Annotated in this window: 11 protein-coding genes and 3 tRNA genes; 9 read left to right on the plus strand and 5 right to left on the minus strand. The window is 43.8% G+C overall.

All coding sequences use genetic code 11. The features are described 5' to 3' along the window. Positions 1-240: 240 nt before the first annotated feature. The 4 genes from rpsO (at position 241) to BZL35_RS00840 (ending at position 3,514) form a co-directional block, all read left to right on the plus strand. A complete protein-coding gene (gene rpsO, locus BZL35_RS00825; RefSeq protein ID WP_106181932.1) occupies positions 241-513 on the plus strand; it encodes a 30S ribosomal protein S15 in 273 nt (90 codons plus the stop codon). Between the two features lie 278 nt (positions 514-791). Next, a complete protein-coding gene (gene pnp, locus BZL35_RS00830; protein WP_106181935.1) occupies positions 792-2,942 on the plus strand; it encodes a polyribonucleotide nucleotidyltransferase in 2,151 nt (716 codons plus the stop codon). Positions 2,943-3,312: 370 nt separating this feature from the next. Then, a tRNA-Glu gene (locus BZL35_RS00835) sits at positions 3,313-3,388 on the plus strand. A gap of 49 nt (positions 3,389-3,437) precedes the next feature. Then, positions 3,438-3,514: transfer RNA gene (locus tag BZL35_RS00840), tRNA-Asp, on the plus strand. 73 nt (positions 3,515-3,587) lie between these two features. Here the strand turns inward: BZL35_RS00840 and BZL35_RS00845 are convergent. The 4 genes from BZL35_RS00845 to wrbA form a co-directional block, all read right to left on the minus strand. Further along, a complete protein-coding gene (locus tag BZL35_RS00845) occupies positions 3,588-4,946 on the minus strand; it encodes an MATE family efflux transporter (protein WP_106181937.1) in 1,359 nt (452 codons plus the stop codon). 47 nt (positions 4,947-4,993) lie between these two features. After that, positions 4,994-6,691, minus strand: coding sequence for an ArnT family glycosyltransferase (locus BZL35_RS00850; RefSeq protein WP_106181940.1), 1,698 nt, complete (start codon positions 6,689-6,691; stop codon positions 4,994-4,996). A gap of 225 nt (positions 6,692-6,916) precedes the next feature. Continuing rightward, entirely contained in the window at positions 6,917-7,177 is a 261-nt protein-coding gene (locus tag BZL35_RS00855; protein ID WP_106181942.1) for a type B 50S ribosomal protein L31, read from the minus strand. Between the two features lie 401 nt (positions 7,178-7,578). Next, positions 7,579-8,166, minus strand: coding sequence for an NAD(P)H:quinone oxidoreductase (gene wrbA, locus BZL35_RS00860; protein WP_106182816.1), 588 nt, complete (start codon positions 8,164-8,166; stop codon positions 7,579-7,581). A 95-nt stretch (positions 8,167-8,261) separates the two neighbouring features. Between wrbA and BZL35_RS00865 the strand changes: the two genes are divergently transcribed. The 3 genes from BZL35_RS00865 (at position 8,262) to aroC (ending at position 11,681) form a co-directional block, all read left to right on the plus strand. Next, positions 8,262-9,503: a YihY family inner membrane protein gene (locus BZL35_RS00865; protein WP_106181944.1), complete on the plus strand. Its 1,242-nt coding sequence runs from the start codon at positions 8,262-8,264 to the stop codon at positions 9,501-9,503. Positions 9,504-9,795: 292 nt separating this feature from the next. Further along, positions 9,796-10,248, plus strand: a complete 453-nt coding sequence (locus BZL35_RS00875; RefSeq protein WP_106181949.1) for a CBS domain-containing protein — start codon at positions 9,796-9,798, stop codon at positions 10,246-10,248. A gap of 329 nt (positions 10,249-10,577) precedes the next feature. Next, positions 10,578-11,681 (plus strand): chorismate synthase, encoded by a 1,104-nt coding sequence (gene aroC / locus BZL35_RS00880; RefSeq protein WP_106181951.1) that lies wholly within the window; start codon positions 10,578-10,580, stop codon positions 11,679-11,681. 122 nt (positions 11,682-11,803) lie between these two features. On the opposite strand, the gene BZL35_RS00885 is transcribed toward aroC, so the two are convergent. Continuing rightward, positions 11,804-13,474, minus strand: coding sequence for an electron transfer flavoprotein-ubiquinone oxidoreductase (locus BZL35_RS00885; protein ID WP_106181954.1), 1,671 nt, complete (start codon positions 13,472-13,474; stop codon positions 11,804-11,806). A 747-nt stretch (positions 13,475-14,221) separates the two neighbouring features. On the opposite strand from BZL35_RS00885, the gene BZL35_RS00890 reads away from it, so the two are divergent. Next, positions 14,222-16,453: a RelA/SpoT family protein gene (locus BZL35_RS00890; RefSeq protein WP_106182817.1), complete on the plus strand. Its 2,232-nt coding sequence runs from the start codon at positions 14,222-14,224 to the stop codon at positions 16,451-16,453. A 64-nt stretch (positions 16,454-16,517) separates the two neighbouring features. Next, a tRNA-Val gene (locus tag BZL35_RS00895) sits at positions 16,518-16,594 on the plus strand. Positions 16,595-16,597: the final 3 nt, after the last annotated feature.

Genomic DNA, 16,597 nt, shown 5'->3' on the forward strand with positions numbered 1-16,597 from the left:
AGAAGTTCATTATTGAACCCTAAATGTCATTCTACGTAAAAATCTCCTGCTGCACAGGAGGGAAGTGTATTTAGGCGTTTGTCTAAGATTATTTTTTATTTTTCCCTTATTTTTCATATATAATAAAAAATAACCTGCTCTGAGTATTTATATAGTCAGAGGCGTTGGTTCTTTTTGGTTGAATTTTTAAAATCACGGCACGGCCTTTCTTCCGTGACCGCTTGTTCGATTAAGGAAAGAATGTCTACTAACACACATATAAAAAAATCGGATGTTGTTGTCAAATTTGCTCGTACTGTTAACGACACCGGTAGTCCCGAAGTGCAGGTTGCTTTATTAACGACCCGTATCAACGAGCTGACCTTTCATTTTAAGACGCATATGAAAGATCATCACAGCCGCCGCGGGCTTTTGAAGATGGTAAGCCGCCGTCGAAAGTTGCTTGATTATCTAAAAGGTAAGGATGTTGACCGCTACCGTACTTTGATTGAAAAGCTTGGATTGCGTAAGTAAGTCCTTAAACTATCGAAAAATGCCTGTATCAGCGTGCTGATGCAGGCATTTTTTTTGAGATAAAAGATGAAAATTTAATGCTTTGTGTAACTAGTTCGATTAGATTTTGACTGTGGGGGATCTCGATAAACAGGAGTTATGTCATTCGAGAGAGTGATTAGGTGACTCACTCGAATGACATAAATTCTTCGTCGTGGAATACATTAAGATGCTCGGCAGTGTCGTCGCGCCGCTGCTGCTGAATTCGCGCGATCAGATATACATGAGAAGGAGTATAAATGTTTAATAAAGTTGTGAAAACGTTTCAGTGGGGGAAAAATACAGTTCGACTCGAAACCGGTGAGATTGCTCGTCAGGCTTCTGGTGCAGTGATCGTGGATATGGATGAGACGGTTATATTGGCTAGTGTTGTCGCTGCAGAGAAGTCCAAGCCTGGTCAAAATTTCTTTCCGTTGACGGTTGATTATCTTGAAAAAACTTATGCTGCTGGAAAGATTCCGGGTGGTTTCTTCAAGCGCGAAGGTCGTCCTTCTGAAAATGAGACTCTGACGTCTCGTTTGATAGATAGACCAATTCGTCCACTATTTCCAGAAGGATTTTATAACGAGGTGCATGTCGTTGTACAAGTTGTTTCTTTGAATCCAGCTGTGCCAGCTGATATCCCCGCTTTGATCGGGGCTTCAGCTGCACTCGCTGTTTCAGGTTTGCCATTTAATGGCCCTATGGCTGCTGCACGTGTGGCTTACATAGACAATCAATACGTACTTAATCCATCGCGTGAAGAGATTATTACATCGCAGTTGGATCTGGTTGTTGCAGGTACGGAGCAAGCTGTACTAATGGTGGAATCAGAAGCTAAAGAGTTAAAAGAAGATCTGATGTTAGGTGCTATTGTGTTCGGTCATGAACAAATACAAATGGTAATCGATGCGATTCATGATCTGGTGCGTGATGGTGGAAAATCTGAATGGGATTGGGCTCCTGCTGATAAGAATGAGGTGTTGATAGAGCAGGTGACTGCGTTGGCAAACGATGCATTACGCACGGCTTATGAAACACGTGAGAAACAAGCTCGTACGAAGCAAATACGTGAAGTGAGTGCCGATGTGAGCGCTAAACTTGCTGAAATTGCTGTGGCTAAAGGTGAAAGGGTCCCTGACGAGATTGAAGTACGTAATATTTTATGCGAGCTTGAATCGAAGATCGTTCGTAGCAAAATTTTGGCTGGTGAGCCGCGTATTGATGGTCGTGACACGCGTACGGTGCGTCCAATTTCGATCCGTACTGGCGTATTGCCTCGTGTTCATGGATCAGCACTCTTTACTCGTGGTGAAACGCAAGCGCTGGTGGCGACTACGTTGGGTACGAAGAGTGATGAGCAGATTATCGACGCGCTGCAAGGTGAGTCTCGTGATCGCTTCATGTTGCATTATAATATGCCACCTTTTGCCACAGGTGAGACTGGTCGTGTTGGTTCTCCTAAACGTCGTGAGATTGGTCATGGCCGTTTGGCTAAGAGGGCGCTGGTTCCTTGTTTACCGAGTACAGAGGAATTTGGCTACACACTCCGTGTTGTTTCAGAAATTACTGAATCGAATGGGTCGTCCTCAATGGCTTCTGTCTGTGGCGCTTGCTTGGCCATGATGGATGCAGGAGTGCCAATGAAGTCTCATGTTGCTGGAATCGCCATGGGCCTTATTCTTGAAGATAATAAATTTGCTGTTTTATCGGATATTTTGGGTGACGAAGATCACCTGGGTGATATGGACTTAAAGGTTGCTGGTACCGCTAACGGCGTGACAGCACTACAAATGGATATCAAGATTCAAGGCATCACCAAGGAAATTATTCAGGTTGCTTTAGCACAAGCCAAGGAAGGTCGCTTGCATATCCTTGGAAAAATGGAAGAGGCTGTGTCATGTGCTCGGACTGAAATGTCGGAATTTGCACCGCGTATTCTTACCTTAAAGATTAATCCGGACAAAATCCGCGATGTGATTGGGAAAGGTGGATCGGTGATTCGAATGTTGACGGAAGAGACAGGCGCGCAAATTGATATTTCTGACGATGGTGTTCTTACAATCGCCAGCACGAGTTCAGAAGGTATCGCTGAAGCGAAGCGGCGCATCGAGTTAATTACCTTTGAAGTCGAAGTGGGTTCTGTTTACGATGGCACTGTACTGAAGCTACTTGAGTTTGGTGCGATTGTGAGCATTTTGCCTGGAAAGGATGGGTTACTGCATATTTCTGAAATTGCTAACGAACGTATTAAGGATTTAAATGAGTATCTCAAGGAAGGGCAGGTAGTTCGCGTGAAGGTTATTCAGCAAGATGAAAAGGGACGTTTGCGTTTATCACACAAAGTGCTGACTGAAGAAGATAAGGTTGGTGCGCCAGCATTACTGAAACGAGTAGAAGCCGATGACTAGCAGTAGGTTTGCTTAGCATTAGTATGTGTTTTTTTATGTGGCAACTCCTTAACGTGTTTTGAATGCTGCTATCTTGAATTTTTATTCAAAAAAAAATGACGACCTCGAAAAGTCGTCATTTTTTTTTGAATAAAAATTCAAGAAATAAAGCACGAAAAAATTGAAGATTAGATATTTACACCTAATCATATTGGTATTAGAATAAAGAGTTGCTTTGGAAGAGAAAGGATCTTGCCTAGTTTATTCTACACAATATAGATAAAAGCTTTATTTTTTACACACTGAAAATATGGCTTCACAAGTGAAGTAAAGTTGTTTAGAATTATCCTTTTAGCAGGATGCGCGCTAATCGAAGGCTTATAAAGAATTTGTCCCCTTCGTCTAGAGGCCTAGGACATCACCCTTTCACGGTGAGTACAGGGGTTCGAATCCCCTAGGGGACGCCAGAATATTTTAAATTTTATGGACAATGTCCGTTAGTAGTTTTTTACTTTTGGAGCGGTAGTTCAGTTGGTTAGAATACCGGCCTGTCACGCCGGGGGTCGCGGGTTCGAGCCCCGTCCGCTCCGCCAAAAAAAAGCCCAGGCTAAGACCTGGGCTTTTTTGATTCTGGACGACGTAAGTTATGTACTTTTATGCTGTTCTTCAACTTATTCTATGTGTAATCCAGCGTAGATAGAAAAAAAGCAAACCGCAAGCTGCGGCGGCTAGGCTAATACTATTTGCAAACCAGAATCCAGATGCACCTATTAACATATCTGGCGTATTACCAAAGATGTCAAAGCCAAGTATATAGCCACCACCAAGGCCTACGCCCCACAACGATAGAGCGTAAATCACTGTTGGCACCATTGCTACCTTATATGCGCGTAGCACAAAAACTGTGGTGACTTGTAATGCATCGAACACGTGATAAAGAGCAGTCAGTGCCAACAATGGTGCTGCAATACTTGCAATCGTTGCATTTGGAGTGTAAAGCGGAATTACTAGTGGACGAGCAAACCAGATAAACAATCCTAGACCTAAGGCTAGTACTGTAGCGAATGTAATGCCGTGGCGACCGGTACGAGCCGCTGCTTCAAAATCGTGTAAGCCAATGGCCTGAGCTGTCAGTGTTGTCGTCGCGATAGCAAGAGACATTGGTAGCATGTAAAGAAGCGCACTCAGATTAGCTGCTATTTGATGTCCTGCAAGAGTTTCGGCTCCAAACCGAGCGATGAATATCGTCATGAATGAAAAGGCCGTGACTTCTATTAAATAGCTCAGTCCTATGGGGATACCTAATTTTAACAGTGTGCGAATGGTTTGCCAGTTAGGCCAACAAAAGCGGTGAAATATCCCAAAAGAACGCAAAAATGGGTGTCGTGCCATTAAAATTATTCCTAGTACGCAATACACCCAATTGATCATCGTCGTTGCAATCGCACATCCGTTGCTCCCGAGCATAGGTACTTGCCAGTCTGCGATGTTTATCCCATAGATCAGGATAAGATTAAGTGGAACCTTGAGTGAGAGGCCTGTTAGCTGAATCGCCATAACAATGTGAGGACGTGCTATAGCGGTCGACAGTGACGAATACACCCGAAAGAGTAGTGCAGCAGGCAAACCCAACGCCAAAATTTGTAAGTATGTTACTGCACGAAATTCTAATTCTGGCGATGTTTTCGATAGTTGCAAAATGAACTGTGGGTGTAAGAGTATTGCAATACCGGGGATCGCTAGAGCTATAGAAAGCCATAATGCTTGGCGAACGGCTTCCCCGATGGCTGTATGCTCTCCAGCCCCAAACATTTGAGCAGCAATTGGGGATAGAGCAATGAGTATGCCTATTAGGGCAGCATAAACCGTGATATAAATGGCACCACCTAGTGCGATGGAAGCGAGATCAAAAGTGGAATAGCGGCCGATCATGACGGTATCTATCACGCCAAAGGCAATGGATGCAAGTTGGCCAATGAGTACAGGCCAAGCTAGACGAGTGATGCGTTGTATATCGAGCCACATAGTTTAGCGGTAAGTGTTAGCGGGGCTGGACGATTTGCCATGGGCGGTTATTGAAGTATATAAAGTTGGAATCGTTCATTCCTGTCGGCAGGGCGGTGGCCTTCCCATAGCAATTGCCCTTCATAAGAGTTGAGTAATAATTGATCACTATGACGGGAGTCTTGTTGTAGCAGTACGTCACAATCATCATTGTGTGTGCCAAACCTCATTTGCCCAAAATAGGCGAAAGAGGCAAGCTGTCCATCACCAACATGTGAGGTAAGAATACATTTGTAATTAGCCGGTAAGTTAGCAGAAATTTGTGCAGCAACATTTCTATACGTCCGGCCGTAGTTTATTACAGGCAACCAAAGTGTCATCAAGAGCACCCACATCAGCGTGGTGCCACCGCTTGATAACACAACGCTACGCCATATTACTTTGGGACTATTCGAGATGCGCCAAGTAACGAGAACAATCCATGCAGCTGTGGCCAAAATTGCGGAAAGGAATGCAGTCCAACTGAATTCAGGCTTAAAACCGGGGACAAGCCGGTACAAGTTACGAGCTGTTGATAGAGGAAAACCAGTTAACCCGGCTAGCCATACTATCCAAACAAAACTAGCTAGCAATGTGAAGCTGATTACGGCAAACCAGTCGATTGCATTGATAGTGCTGGGTTTCAGTGTGGGTAGACCAAAAGCTGCAACGATTGAAAGTGGTGGTAGTAATAGCATGAACAAACGATTACCTTGATGTTCTTGTAGAAACACCAAGATAAGGATTGTGGCTGCCAAGGTCATCGGAATGCAGACATGGGGTGCGCGGTACCATTTCCACCAAGTATAGAGTGAGCAAATGGCTAGCGGCCAGGCTGGCCAAGCGAAGAGTACCAAGTTTTTAGCAGTGTAGCTTAGCGATGAAAAACTCGATCTACTGAAACTGCCTATACTGATGGTTGCCCATTTGCTAAGCCATTGCTGTGAATCTGGAGCCCACTGTAATGCAGCAGCTGGCCAGGTGCCAGCTATGAATGTGGCAATTGATGTACTAATGATAATAATACAACGTAGTGATAATGTATGACATAAGTTTGTAACGATTAATCCTGAGAGCCACATTGAGAATGCGAGCAATGGTGTTGACGCTAGTGCTAGACAACCAATCGATATACCAAACCATGTTGCACCTTGATGTGGTTTGTCGAGACTGCGTACGAGGCCATAGATGGTCATGGTTACCAGAGTTAATTGACCAACATCTGCCGTCGTTTCATGACCCCGCTCAGCGAGGCCGAAGCAAGCTAGTAAAATCAATAATGCACCATCGGCTAGTACTCGACCGTAAACACGTGGTTCGGGTTCACCACCGAAAGCATATTTGAAGGGTTGAAGTTCAGAACGGCGGCCTAAAAGATAGGTACCATACCAGACGAATGTACAGGTCATGTAAAAGCATAGTCCCGTCACGATGCGCGCGGCATCGTGAGCGGTGAACCATTTTTGAAATACCCGTATTGCAAGTGCTCCCATCCAGAGAATTAGGGGACCACTTTCGTAGATAGGATGGCCGGCAATATTAGGTAGCAACCAATCAGTTAAATTACCATTCGCCATTGTCCACATGACACCAAAACCAGTTGCATCTTCATTTTTCCATGGATCGCGCCCAAATAGGCCAACTATGACATAGATAACACAGATAGCGATGAGTAGAGATCGCGGAATTTTTCTAGCAGCAGAGGCTGTGATGCGGACACGTTTCATAAGCAAGATTGTCCGAAAACTAAGGAAAAATCGGATAAGAAGACAGTATTACCATATCGAAGTGACAAGTGGAGGCTATATTTTATATAGCAATACTCATTGGATGTAACAATGACTTATCTATCATAAGCAATTAAAAAATGCCGTTCAGTTTTGAACTGAACGGCATGGAAAGCTTTGAAGCCTAACTTATTTTACTCGCGAGGTTACCTCGAAGAAACAGCTTTACTTCGCGCTTTTGCCTGTGCGGGAACCAAACTTTTGACGGAATTTTTCGACGCGACCAGCTGTGTCAATAATCTTTTGTTGGCCGGTGTAAAACGGATGTGATTCCGACGAAACTTCAATCTTTGCTAGCGGGTAGATTGTCCGATTTTTCTCAGCTGTTTCTTTTGTCTGTATGGTTGATCGAGTTAAAAATTCGAATCCGTTAGACATGTCGCGGAAAAGAACTTCACGGTAATTCGGGTGAATGCCTTCTTTCATGTTCGTACCTGATGTGGATTCGTAGCGGAGTTTGCGCGGCCATTTTAGGCTGGCGCGTCCATAATCAGAATAGAACCCGCAGCTTGCGCTAACCACTCACTTGCCAATGTTAAAAGGAGAAGTATGCCAGAGAAATAATCATTTGCGCAACTTGATAAAAGTTTGTTGTATGGAGATTTTTGTGACTTTGTAAGATTTTCTATAAAATACCACGAAAATAGGAAGTTGGATGTATTCACATGCCTAGGCATACTCCGATGAGATCGGCGAAGAGATTGCGTTTAATGTCAATATTCTATAAGTCACACTGGTTGTAAGTAAATTCTTAAATTGATCCTATCCTTTCGGAAAGAGCTCTGATTGGTCATCGTGTAGATATTTGATGCTTCAATAGTCTGTGGCTATATCGTAAGTCGATTTGCGGTATGTGCGAGTCTTGCACCGAGTGCGATGGCTAACTGGTGTTCTTCAGTTGATAATGTTTTCTTCTCATGGGCGAAGTGTGTTGCTCCGTAAGGTGAACCGCCGGTTCTTGTGCTAGTCAAGCCGGACTCTGTGTATGGAAGGCCCATGAGCAGCATACCGTGATGTAAGAGTGGAATCATCATCGAGAGCAAGGTACTTTCTTGACCACCATGCAGACTGGCGCTGGATGTGAAAACACAGCCGACTTTCCCTGCGAGAGCGCCAGAGAGCCATTGCGGTGTAGTGCTATCGAGAAAGTATTTTAATGCAGCCGCCATATTGCCAAAACGAGTAGGCGAGCCGAGCGCAAGGCCTATACATTCCTCTAGATCACGTAGTTCGACGTATGGCGGTCCAGCGTCGGGAATCTTTTTGGTACTAGCTTCGCAGACCGTCGAAACCGGCGGGACTGTGCGGACGCGTGCTTGTGTGCCTACGACGCTGTCGATACCTTGGGCGATACATTGCGCTAACTGTGCTGTTGCTCCGTGAGAGCTGTAATACAGAACTAGGACTTCTGTCATAGGTATCTTTGTCATAAGACTCGTCATAAAAAGTAGGATTATTATATGGCCTATTTTCAATAGTTTGTCTTAGGTGCGTGATTGCCATATTTTCCATGGATTCTCATTTTTTTCATCGTATTGATTTTCAGGCGGTCGCCCAAGTTATGCACTTTGCTGCCAAGCGTGCAAAAGAAGATCGTATTTTACAAATTGCTGCCAGCTTGACATTTACCTCGGTCTTATCCATGGTGCCTCTTTTTGCAGTGGCCTTCGCATTATTTACTGCATTTCCAATTTTCAACACGTTTCGTGATGCTTTGCAAGAATTTTTGCTCCAAGAGCTTATGCCCGTTAGCGTGAATGATCAGATTTTTTTCTATCTGAATCAGTTTGCTTCAAAAGCAAAAGGGATGACGGCATGGGGTCTGATAAGTCTAATGTTGACATCTATTATCACATTGATAACGATTGAATCTACCTTCAATTTGATTTGGCGTGTTCCTTGTGCGCGTCCGCTGCTGCAACGGATACTAGTGTATTGGGGATTGCTTACGGTTGGTCCATTACTCTTCGGTGCCAGTTTATCTATTAGCTCGTACATTTTTTCACAAACTATGTCATTTGTAGATAGGATTCCCATTGGTATAACTTGGATGCTGAGTTTTCTGCCTTTGGCTATGACGAGTATCGCTTTCACATTGATGTACATTCATATGCCTAACTGCAAAGTTGATTGGCGCGATGCCCTTGCTGGTGGCGGTACGGCTGCAGTGGCGTTTGAGATAGCTAAATATGGCTTCGGTTGTTATGTGCGAAAATTCCCGACGTATGCGGCAATATATGGTGCTTTTGCGGCGTTTCCAATTTTTTTATTGTGGATCTACGTCAGTTGGCTAGTCACTCTGCTAGGTGCGATGGTCGCTTCTATTTTGCCATCCATACGTCAAGGGCACTTTCAATATCCACGTTTTCCAGGGAGGGATTTGAACGATAGCCTTGTGTTGTTACATTTACTAAGTTATGAACGTGAATATGGTCGATCAGGGAAAACACGGCTTGCTTTGGCGCAGGATCTTGGGATAAGCATTGAGCATGTCAGTGAGCTACTGATAAAGCTTGAGCATATAAATTGGATCGGACGTTTATCAATTGAGGGGAGTGATGAACTATGGATTTTACTTGCTAATCCCAAAAACACCTCGCTTGGGCCTTTAGTTACGGAATTTTTGCTTGATGTCGAGGAATTGATACGTCAATTATCGCGTTATGAATTTGATGGAAAACGGGTAGCCACCAAACTTCGGAATGGCCATTGGGATGTTTTGCTGTCTGATATTTTGCCTCGTATAGCATGAATAACGATGGGTATAGTAGAAACTTTCATTTTCTTTATACATTTCAGTTACTAATCTTATTTTTAGATAGAGTTTCATGGGATATGCTTGTTTGCTTCGATAAATTAATTCCATTTGATTATGAGTCGTTGAAAGCGCAATGCAGTATTCTGGAATATAAAATTAAGAGGTTCTTTACATGGAAAGCATACGTAGATATTGATTGAGGTGTCTCATTGTCTTTATTTTTACATAATTTTTCGATAGCATTAAATTTGGGATGTTGTCCACTCACTATTAAAAGAGGTTTTCCATGCAAGTGAAAGCTATTCTAAAAGTTAAGGGTAACACTCTCTTTACCGTGACACCGGAAACACTGCTGAAAGACAGTCTCAATACAATGGCTGAGCATGATATTGGTTCGTTGGTGGTGATGGAAAAAGGTGAAATTGTCGGTATGCTCACGTTCCGTGAAATCATTAACACGATCAGTGCGAATGGGGGTACTGTTGGCACCATTACGAGTCGCCGGGTAATGGATGAAAATCCGTTGATTTGTGCTCCTGATAATGATGTCAACGAAGTGCGTCGCATGATGCTCAAGCATCATGCGCGCTATTTACCGGTGATGGATAACCGGGTATTGATGGGTGTAATTTCGTTTTATGACGTTGCAAAAGCCGTTGTTGAAGAGCAATCGTTCGAGAATCAGATGCTTAAGAACTATATTCGTGATTGGCCTGCCGAAGAGAAAAAAACTATCTAGATTTTTCGCCTTAGGAAAATTTGATTATTTTGGCCTAATTCGAATTTAAAATAAGGGGCAGTGTGTATTTTTGATTGTCGTGGTTTTTTTGTTTTATTTTTGCTATTTTTAGCATAAGTGAACACACTTGATATATCTTCGATTTTATTTAATTATGGTGGTGATGACACCGTAGAAAAATTCTAGGGAGAGTAGGGTCCTATATACATTTTTTCGGTGGTAAGTGCTTCTTTCTATGAGGAAGATTCGGATATCCGAGTTTGTTTGGAGACAAAAATAGGAGAACACTGGCATAATATCCATATTGTTTCTCATTTTCCTGTTTTCGTATGGCTGGCAATACGCTTGGTACCTTTTTTTCTGTCACTACTTTTGGCGAGTCCCATGGCCCAGGGATTGGTTGTGTCATCGATGGCTGCCCACCAGGCATGCACTTGACCGAGTTTGATATTCAGAAAGCACTTGATCGTCGTCGGCCTGGTACGTCGCGTCACGTCACTCAGCGACAAGAGTTGGATCTAGTAGAAATTTTGTCTGGTGTTTTCGAAGGAGTGACGACAGGTACACCGATAGCGTTACTCATTCGTAATACTGATCAGCGCAGTAAGGACTACGGAAATATTATTGATTCGTTTCGACCTGGCCATGCGGATTATACTTATTGGCAGAAATATGGTATCCGCGATTATCGTGGTGGTGGTCGTTCATCAGCTCGTTTGACAGCGCCTGTTGTGGCAGCTGGTGCCATTGCGTGTAAATGGTTATTTGAGAAATTGGGTATAGAAATTCGTGGACATATGTCACAGCTAGGTGATATTAAAATTCCATTCATCGACTGGTCTCATGTGTCTGAAAACCCGTTTTATGCAGCGAATGCTGAGGTTGTACCGAAGCTTGAAGCTTATATGGATTTGCTGCGTCGCGAAGGCGACTCCGTTGGAGCTAGGCTTCGCGTTGTGGCCACTGGTGTACCAGTGGGCTTGGGTGAGCCGTTGTTTGATAAGCTGGATGCCGATATTGCTCATGCCATGATGGGACTTAATGCTGTGAAAGGAGTGGAAATCGGTGCCGGTTTTCAGAGTATTGCTCAGAAGGGGTCAGTGCATGGCGATGAGTTAACTCCAGAGGGTTTCATCGGTAATTATGCTGGAGGTGTATTGGGTGGTATCTCATCAGGACAGGATATCGACGTTTCCGTTGCTATTAAACCGACATCTAGCATTAGAAAGCCGCGCCGGTCTATTGATAAATATGGCGAGCCCGCTCTAGTAGAGACCTTTGGTCGTCATGATCCTTGCGTGGGTATTCGCGCTACGCCAATTCTTGAGTCGTTGTTGGCTTTAGTACTTATGGATCACGCGTTGCGTCAGCGTGCGCAATGCGGTGATGTCAGTGTTCCCACACCGAGGATTGCCCCACGAGTACCAGAATAATTTACCTTTGATCATCGCTATCTTGGTTTAAGGAATGACTTTTCCTTTCTGATTGATAGTGTCGGACTCGCTTTTTTAATTAAGTATTTTTAATCTGGCTTTTTCATTTTTCATGATTTCGGTTACATATTGGTGTAGTTAGGACCACCATTTCCCTCCGGAACGGTCCAGACGATGTTTTGTGTGGGATCCTTAATATCGCAGGTTTTGCAATGCACACAATTTTGTCCATTAATTTGTAACCGTGTAGTGGCATCTTCATTTTTAATGAATTCGTATACTCCTGCTGGGCAGTACAGTTGCTCGGGGCCTCTGTATTTGACAAGATTTATGTCTACAGGGACAGTGGAATCTTTCAGTCTCAGATGAGTAGGTTGATTCTCCTTGTGATATGTATTTGAAATGAATACTGAGGATAGACGGTCGAAAGTGAGTTTTCCATCTGGTTTCGGATAAGAGATTGGTGAACATTCTGCTGCAGGCTTTAAGTATTCATGATCTGCTTTTGGACAGTGAATTGTCCAGGGTATTTTGCCACTTAGTAGTTTTTGTTCAATACCTGTCATAAGCGTTGCGAGCGTTCGACTCTTTTTAAACCATTGCTTAAAATTCCGTGATTTTTTTAGTTCCTCGTGTAGCCATGATCCCTTGAAGGATAAGGGGTAGGCATTTAGTTCGTCGTGTGAGCGACCCTCAATAATGGCATCAAAGGTTGCATTTGCTGCGAGAATACCGCTTTTGATCGCTGCATGGCTGCCCTTCATTCGTGATACATTCAAAAAGCCTGCCTCACAACCCACTAATGCCCCTCCTTGAAAGACAAGTTTTGGTAGAGAGAGGATGCCGCCGGTGGTAATAGCACGCGCTCCATACGAGATGCGTTTACCCCCTTCAAGAAAGTGACGTATCTGTGGATGCGTTTTATAACGTTGAAATTCCTCGAACGGTGAGAGATAAGGGTTGGTATAATCGAGGCCAACAACTAAACCAATGCTTACTAAATTATTATCCATGTGATAAAGAAATGAACCTCCATAGGTTGCATTATCCAGTGGCCAACCAGCCGTATGTATGACTAATCCCTCCTCGTGTTTGGCAGGATCGATTTCCCAGAGTTCTTTCATCCCGATACCATAGGTTTGTGGATCACTATCCTGATCGAGTGAAAATTGATGAATGAGTTGACGGCCAAGGTGCCCTCGGGAGCCTTCACAAAACAGCGTATATTTAGCATGCAGTTCCATGCCGAGTTGAAAGTGCTCCGTTGGCTGTCCATCATAGCCGACACCCATATTGCCCGTTGCGACGCCAATGACAGCACCATTTTCGTTATAGAGAATTTCGGCAGCCGGGAAGCCTGGAAAAATTTCAACACCTAGTAATTCGGCTTGTTTCCCAAGCCAACGTACGACGTTAGCTAAGCTCACGATATAGTTTCCGTTGTTTTGGAAGCAGGAAGGAAGCAACCAGTTAGGGATGGCTTTAGCCTTATTTTCAGATAGGAATAAGAATTGATCCTGGGTTACAGCTGTTTTAATCGGTGCTCCATGTGCTTTCCAGTTCGGGAGAAGTTCATACATGGCACTTGGGTCCATGACGGCTCCGGAAAGGATGTGAGCACCAATCTCAGCGCTTTTCTCAATTACACAAACAGAAATTTTCTGATTTTCTTCTATCGCTCTTTGTTTGATACGAATTGCTGCAGCCAACCCTGCTGCGCCACCTCCAACAACGACAACGTCGTAGGCCATTGATTCTCTTGAGTAACATTTTTCGATCAGTGTTGTATTCATTTATATTTCCACTCTATCGTTAGAATTTATGGGCACGAATGATTTTTGAGGAATACGCTGGTTCGATCGATATTCCCGGCATCAATTCTAGTGATATAGTTTATCAATTCAAAAAACTTAAAGAGGAGATCATGAGTGCTTGTGGTGTATTTGAGAGTGCTATGTCATCGCGTACACCTATACGTTAACGTATTTTGACTTGGGGTTATGCCAACAGACCTATTAATCATAAAAACATAAAAAATGTAATAACAGCTGTGAAATAATTGAAAAGATTGCTAAATCGGTTAAGAAGCATGCCATTCTTTTGAAAGATTAGAGTAATTTTTCAAAAGAATGATTTGAGGTTTACTTTGATAGTATTTTCTGGACGATGTGGCTTAACGAGAATGGGATTTCTGGGACTATGTAATTTCTGAAATTAAAGATAGCAATACTGATTTGGCTTACATCTAATGATGTGTGTTTGGTATGGCTCGTTGTTAGAGGGTAGAAAAAGATTCTGATGTTTTTCGTTGTTTGGCAGGAGAGTAATTTTAATCTTATCCCTCCAAAAGGAGACTGCATTTAATACATGGTCCGAAGTAGAAAGGTTCTCGACGAATATACACGTCTTTTTACATTGCTTGATATTGATTGGCTAAGTCATCTGGTGATGACACATTGCGATCAATAACTATCACGATGCTTTCGAGGTTCCATAGCTTAAATTTTGACATGACGAATTCTTCGCAGATTTCACTCGCAATGGATGAAATATCGGTTACGGCACCATTGCTGGTAACCCTCGATGAAGTGATTTCTTTTGGAGATCTTTTGTGTGGCGATGCTGTATTGTCGTCAGGCGAGCCTGTGATGGCGCACGCACGCGGCATGTTGTCAATTCTTGATACCTTGCATGTCGATGCTGCTACACATCAAGCCGCTGTGCTATTTTCCGCATCGGAATTTTTCAATAACACTGAAGATGTGTTGACGAAAAAATTCGGCGTAGAAGTTGCAGGTCTGGTTTTCGACGTGCGTAAGCTGCAGCGATTATCTGGCGTAGGTTCGCGTGGCGCAAAGGTCCTGACAAAAAAAAATGGTCGGAATCGAGATGTGGTTTCTGCACGAAAAACGCAAGTGGAAGCACTGCGTAAAATGTTGTTAGCGTTTCAGGATGTTCGGGTGGTGATGATCCGTTTAGCATCTCGTTTGCAGACCTTGCGTTGGTATGTTGCAGTTAAAAAAGAGCCTTCTGCTGATGTGTCGCATGAAGTACTCGATATCTACGCACCACTGGCTAATCGTTTGGGTATTTGGCAGTTGAAGTGGGAATTGGAAGATCTAGCGTTTCGATTTCAGCAACCCTGTACGTACAGACGTATTGCAAAGCTGCTTGATGAAAAGCGAGTTGAACGACAAAGTTTCATTCATGAGGCAGTCGCTCGCCTGCGAGAAGAACTAGCATGCTCAGAGATCAATGCAGAGGTTTCAGGTCGGCCAAAGCATATTTTTAGCATATGGAAAAAAATGCGTGGGAAGGCGATCGACTTTGCCGAGTTATATGATGTACATGCGTTCCGAGTGATCGTTGACGATGTTAAAGATTGTTACACTGTCCTGGGGATTATCCACAATCTTTGGCAGCCGATTCCAAAAGAATTTGATGATTATATCTCGCGTCCAAAACCAAATGGGTATAAGTCACTCCACACCGTAGTGATTGGCGATGATGGTCGAGCGTTTGAGGTTCAAATTCGAACTCAAGAGATGCATCACTTTGCCGAGTATGGTGTTGCGGCACATTGGCGCTACAAAGAAGAGGGATTCCATGGGTATAGTGGCGATTTCTCAGCGAATGGAGTCTATGATCAAAAAATTGCATGGTTGCGCCAGTTACTTGCCTGGAAAGATGATGTTTCTGATACGGTTGCTGCTGATACAGCGGCACAGTCATGGGAACAACTTAAGCATGCGTCAATTGATGATCATATTTATGTACTGACGCCGCAGGCACGTGTTATTTCCTTACCACAAGGTGCGACGCCAATTGATTTTGCTTATCATCTTCATTCTGAGTTAGGGCATCGTTGCCGCGGAGCGCGTGTTGATGGTGCGATGGTGCCACTTAATACCCAATTACATAACGGGCAAACGGTTGAAATCGTGACTGTTAAGCAAGGAGGTCCATCACGTGACTGGCTTAATACACAGTTGTGTTATTTGCAAAGCTATCGCGCACGTCAGAAAGTTAGGGCATGGTTCAATGCTATTGACTTGGAAGAGACCATTGCATATGGGCGCACCATGGTTGAAAAAACTTTGCAGAGAGAAGGAAAGACCTCTGTAAATCTTGAGGATTTAGCTTCACGTTTGGGTTTTAAGTCGCCCGAATCACTTTACGCATCTGTTGCAAAGGAGGAATACAGCCTGCGGCAGGTTGAGCAGGCGTTGGTAGGTAATGACCCTATATCGGATGTACGTGATGATGCAGTCATTGCTAAGAAGAGTCTGGATACTAGCGTAACTCAAGGCGCCAGCAGCGGTGTATTGGTGGTGGGTGTTGATGCATTGTTGACGCAGCTAGCCAAATGTTGCCGTCCTGTTCCTCCGGATCGGATTGTGGGTTTTGTGACATGTGGTAAGGGCGTCTCGATTCACTTAGAGAAGTGTCTGAGTTTTGCTTCGATGCGTAAGCGTGCACCGGAGCGCGTGATTCAGACGACATGGTCGACTGATGTGCTTGAAGGCCGTGGTAAAGCTACATATCCTGTTGATATTCAGATTGAGGCTATGGATCGACAGGATCTGCTGCGAGATATTTCTGAAGTATTCTCGCGTGAGAAACTTAATGTTACAGCGGTAAGTACCAAGTCTCATTCTTCCCAGGCGTTTATGCAATTTACAGTTGAGATAGGTGATTCAGGGCAGTTACAACGAGCACTTACCTTGCTTTCTAACGTTATTGGTGTGGCGTCCGCACGTCGTGGAAAATAGATGCATTTTAATTTGATGAGCTAGCATTGATTAGTCATTTTTTGTTATAATCCAAAAATGTAAGAGGCTCGTAGCTCAGCTGGTTAGAGCACCACCTTGACATGGTGGGGGTCGTTGGTTCGAGTCCAATCGAGCCTACCAACG

The organism is Candidatus Pandoraea novymonadis (assembly GCF_003004665.1).
In the GTDB taxonomy this organism is placed as follows: Bacteria; Pseudomonadota; Gammaproteobacteria; order Burkholderiales; family Burkholderiaceae; genus Pandoraea; species Pandoraea novymonadis.

Coding starts and splice junctions, on each gene's coding strand:
- aroC (WP_106181951.1), top strand. CDS start 10,578: ATGGCTGGCAATACGCTTGGTACCTTTTTTTCTGTCACTACTTTTGGC.
- pnp (WP_106181935.1), top strand. CDS start 792: ATGTTTAATAAAGTTGTGAAAACGTTTCAGTGGGGGAAAAATACAGTT.
- BZL35_RS00855 (WP_106181942.1), bottom strand. CDS start 7,177: ATGAAAGAAGGCATTCACCCGAATTACCGTGAAGTTCTTTTCCGCGAC.
- rpsO (WP_106181932.1), top strand. CDS start 241: ATGTCTACTAACACACATATAAAAAAATCGGATGTTGTTGTCAAATTT.
- wrbA (WP_106182816.1), bottom strand. CDS start 8,166: ATGACAGAAGTCCTAGTTCTGTATTACAGCTCTCACGGAGCAACAGCA.
- BZL35_RS00845 (WP_106181937.1), bottom strand. CDS start 4,946: ATGTGGCTCGATATACAACGCATCACTCGTCTAGCTTGGCCTGTACTC.
- BZL35_RS00850 (WP_106181940.1), bottom strand. CDS start 6,691: ATGAAACGTGTCCGCATCACAGCCTCTGCTGCTAGAAAAATTCCGCGA.
- BZL35_RS00875 (WP_106181949.1), top strand. CDS start 9,796: ATGCAAGTGAAAGCTATTCTAAAAGTTAAGGGTAACACTCTCTTTACC.
- BZL35_RS00885 (WP_106181954.1), bottom strand. CDS start 13,474: ATGAATACAACACTGATCGAAAAATGTTACTCAAGAGAATCAATGGCC.
- BZL35_RS00865 (WP_106181944.1), top strand. CDS start 8,262: ATGGATTCTCATTTTTTTCATCGTATTGATTTTCAGGCGGTCGCCCAA.
- BZL35_RS00890 (WP_106182817.1), top strand. CDS start 14,222: ATGGATGAAATATCGGTTACGGCACCATTGCTGGTAACCCTCGATGAA.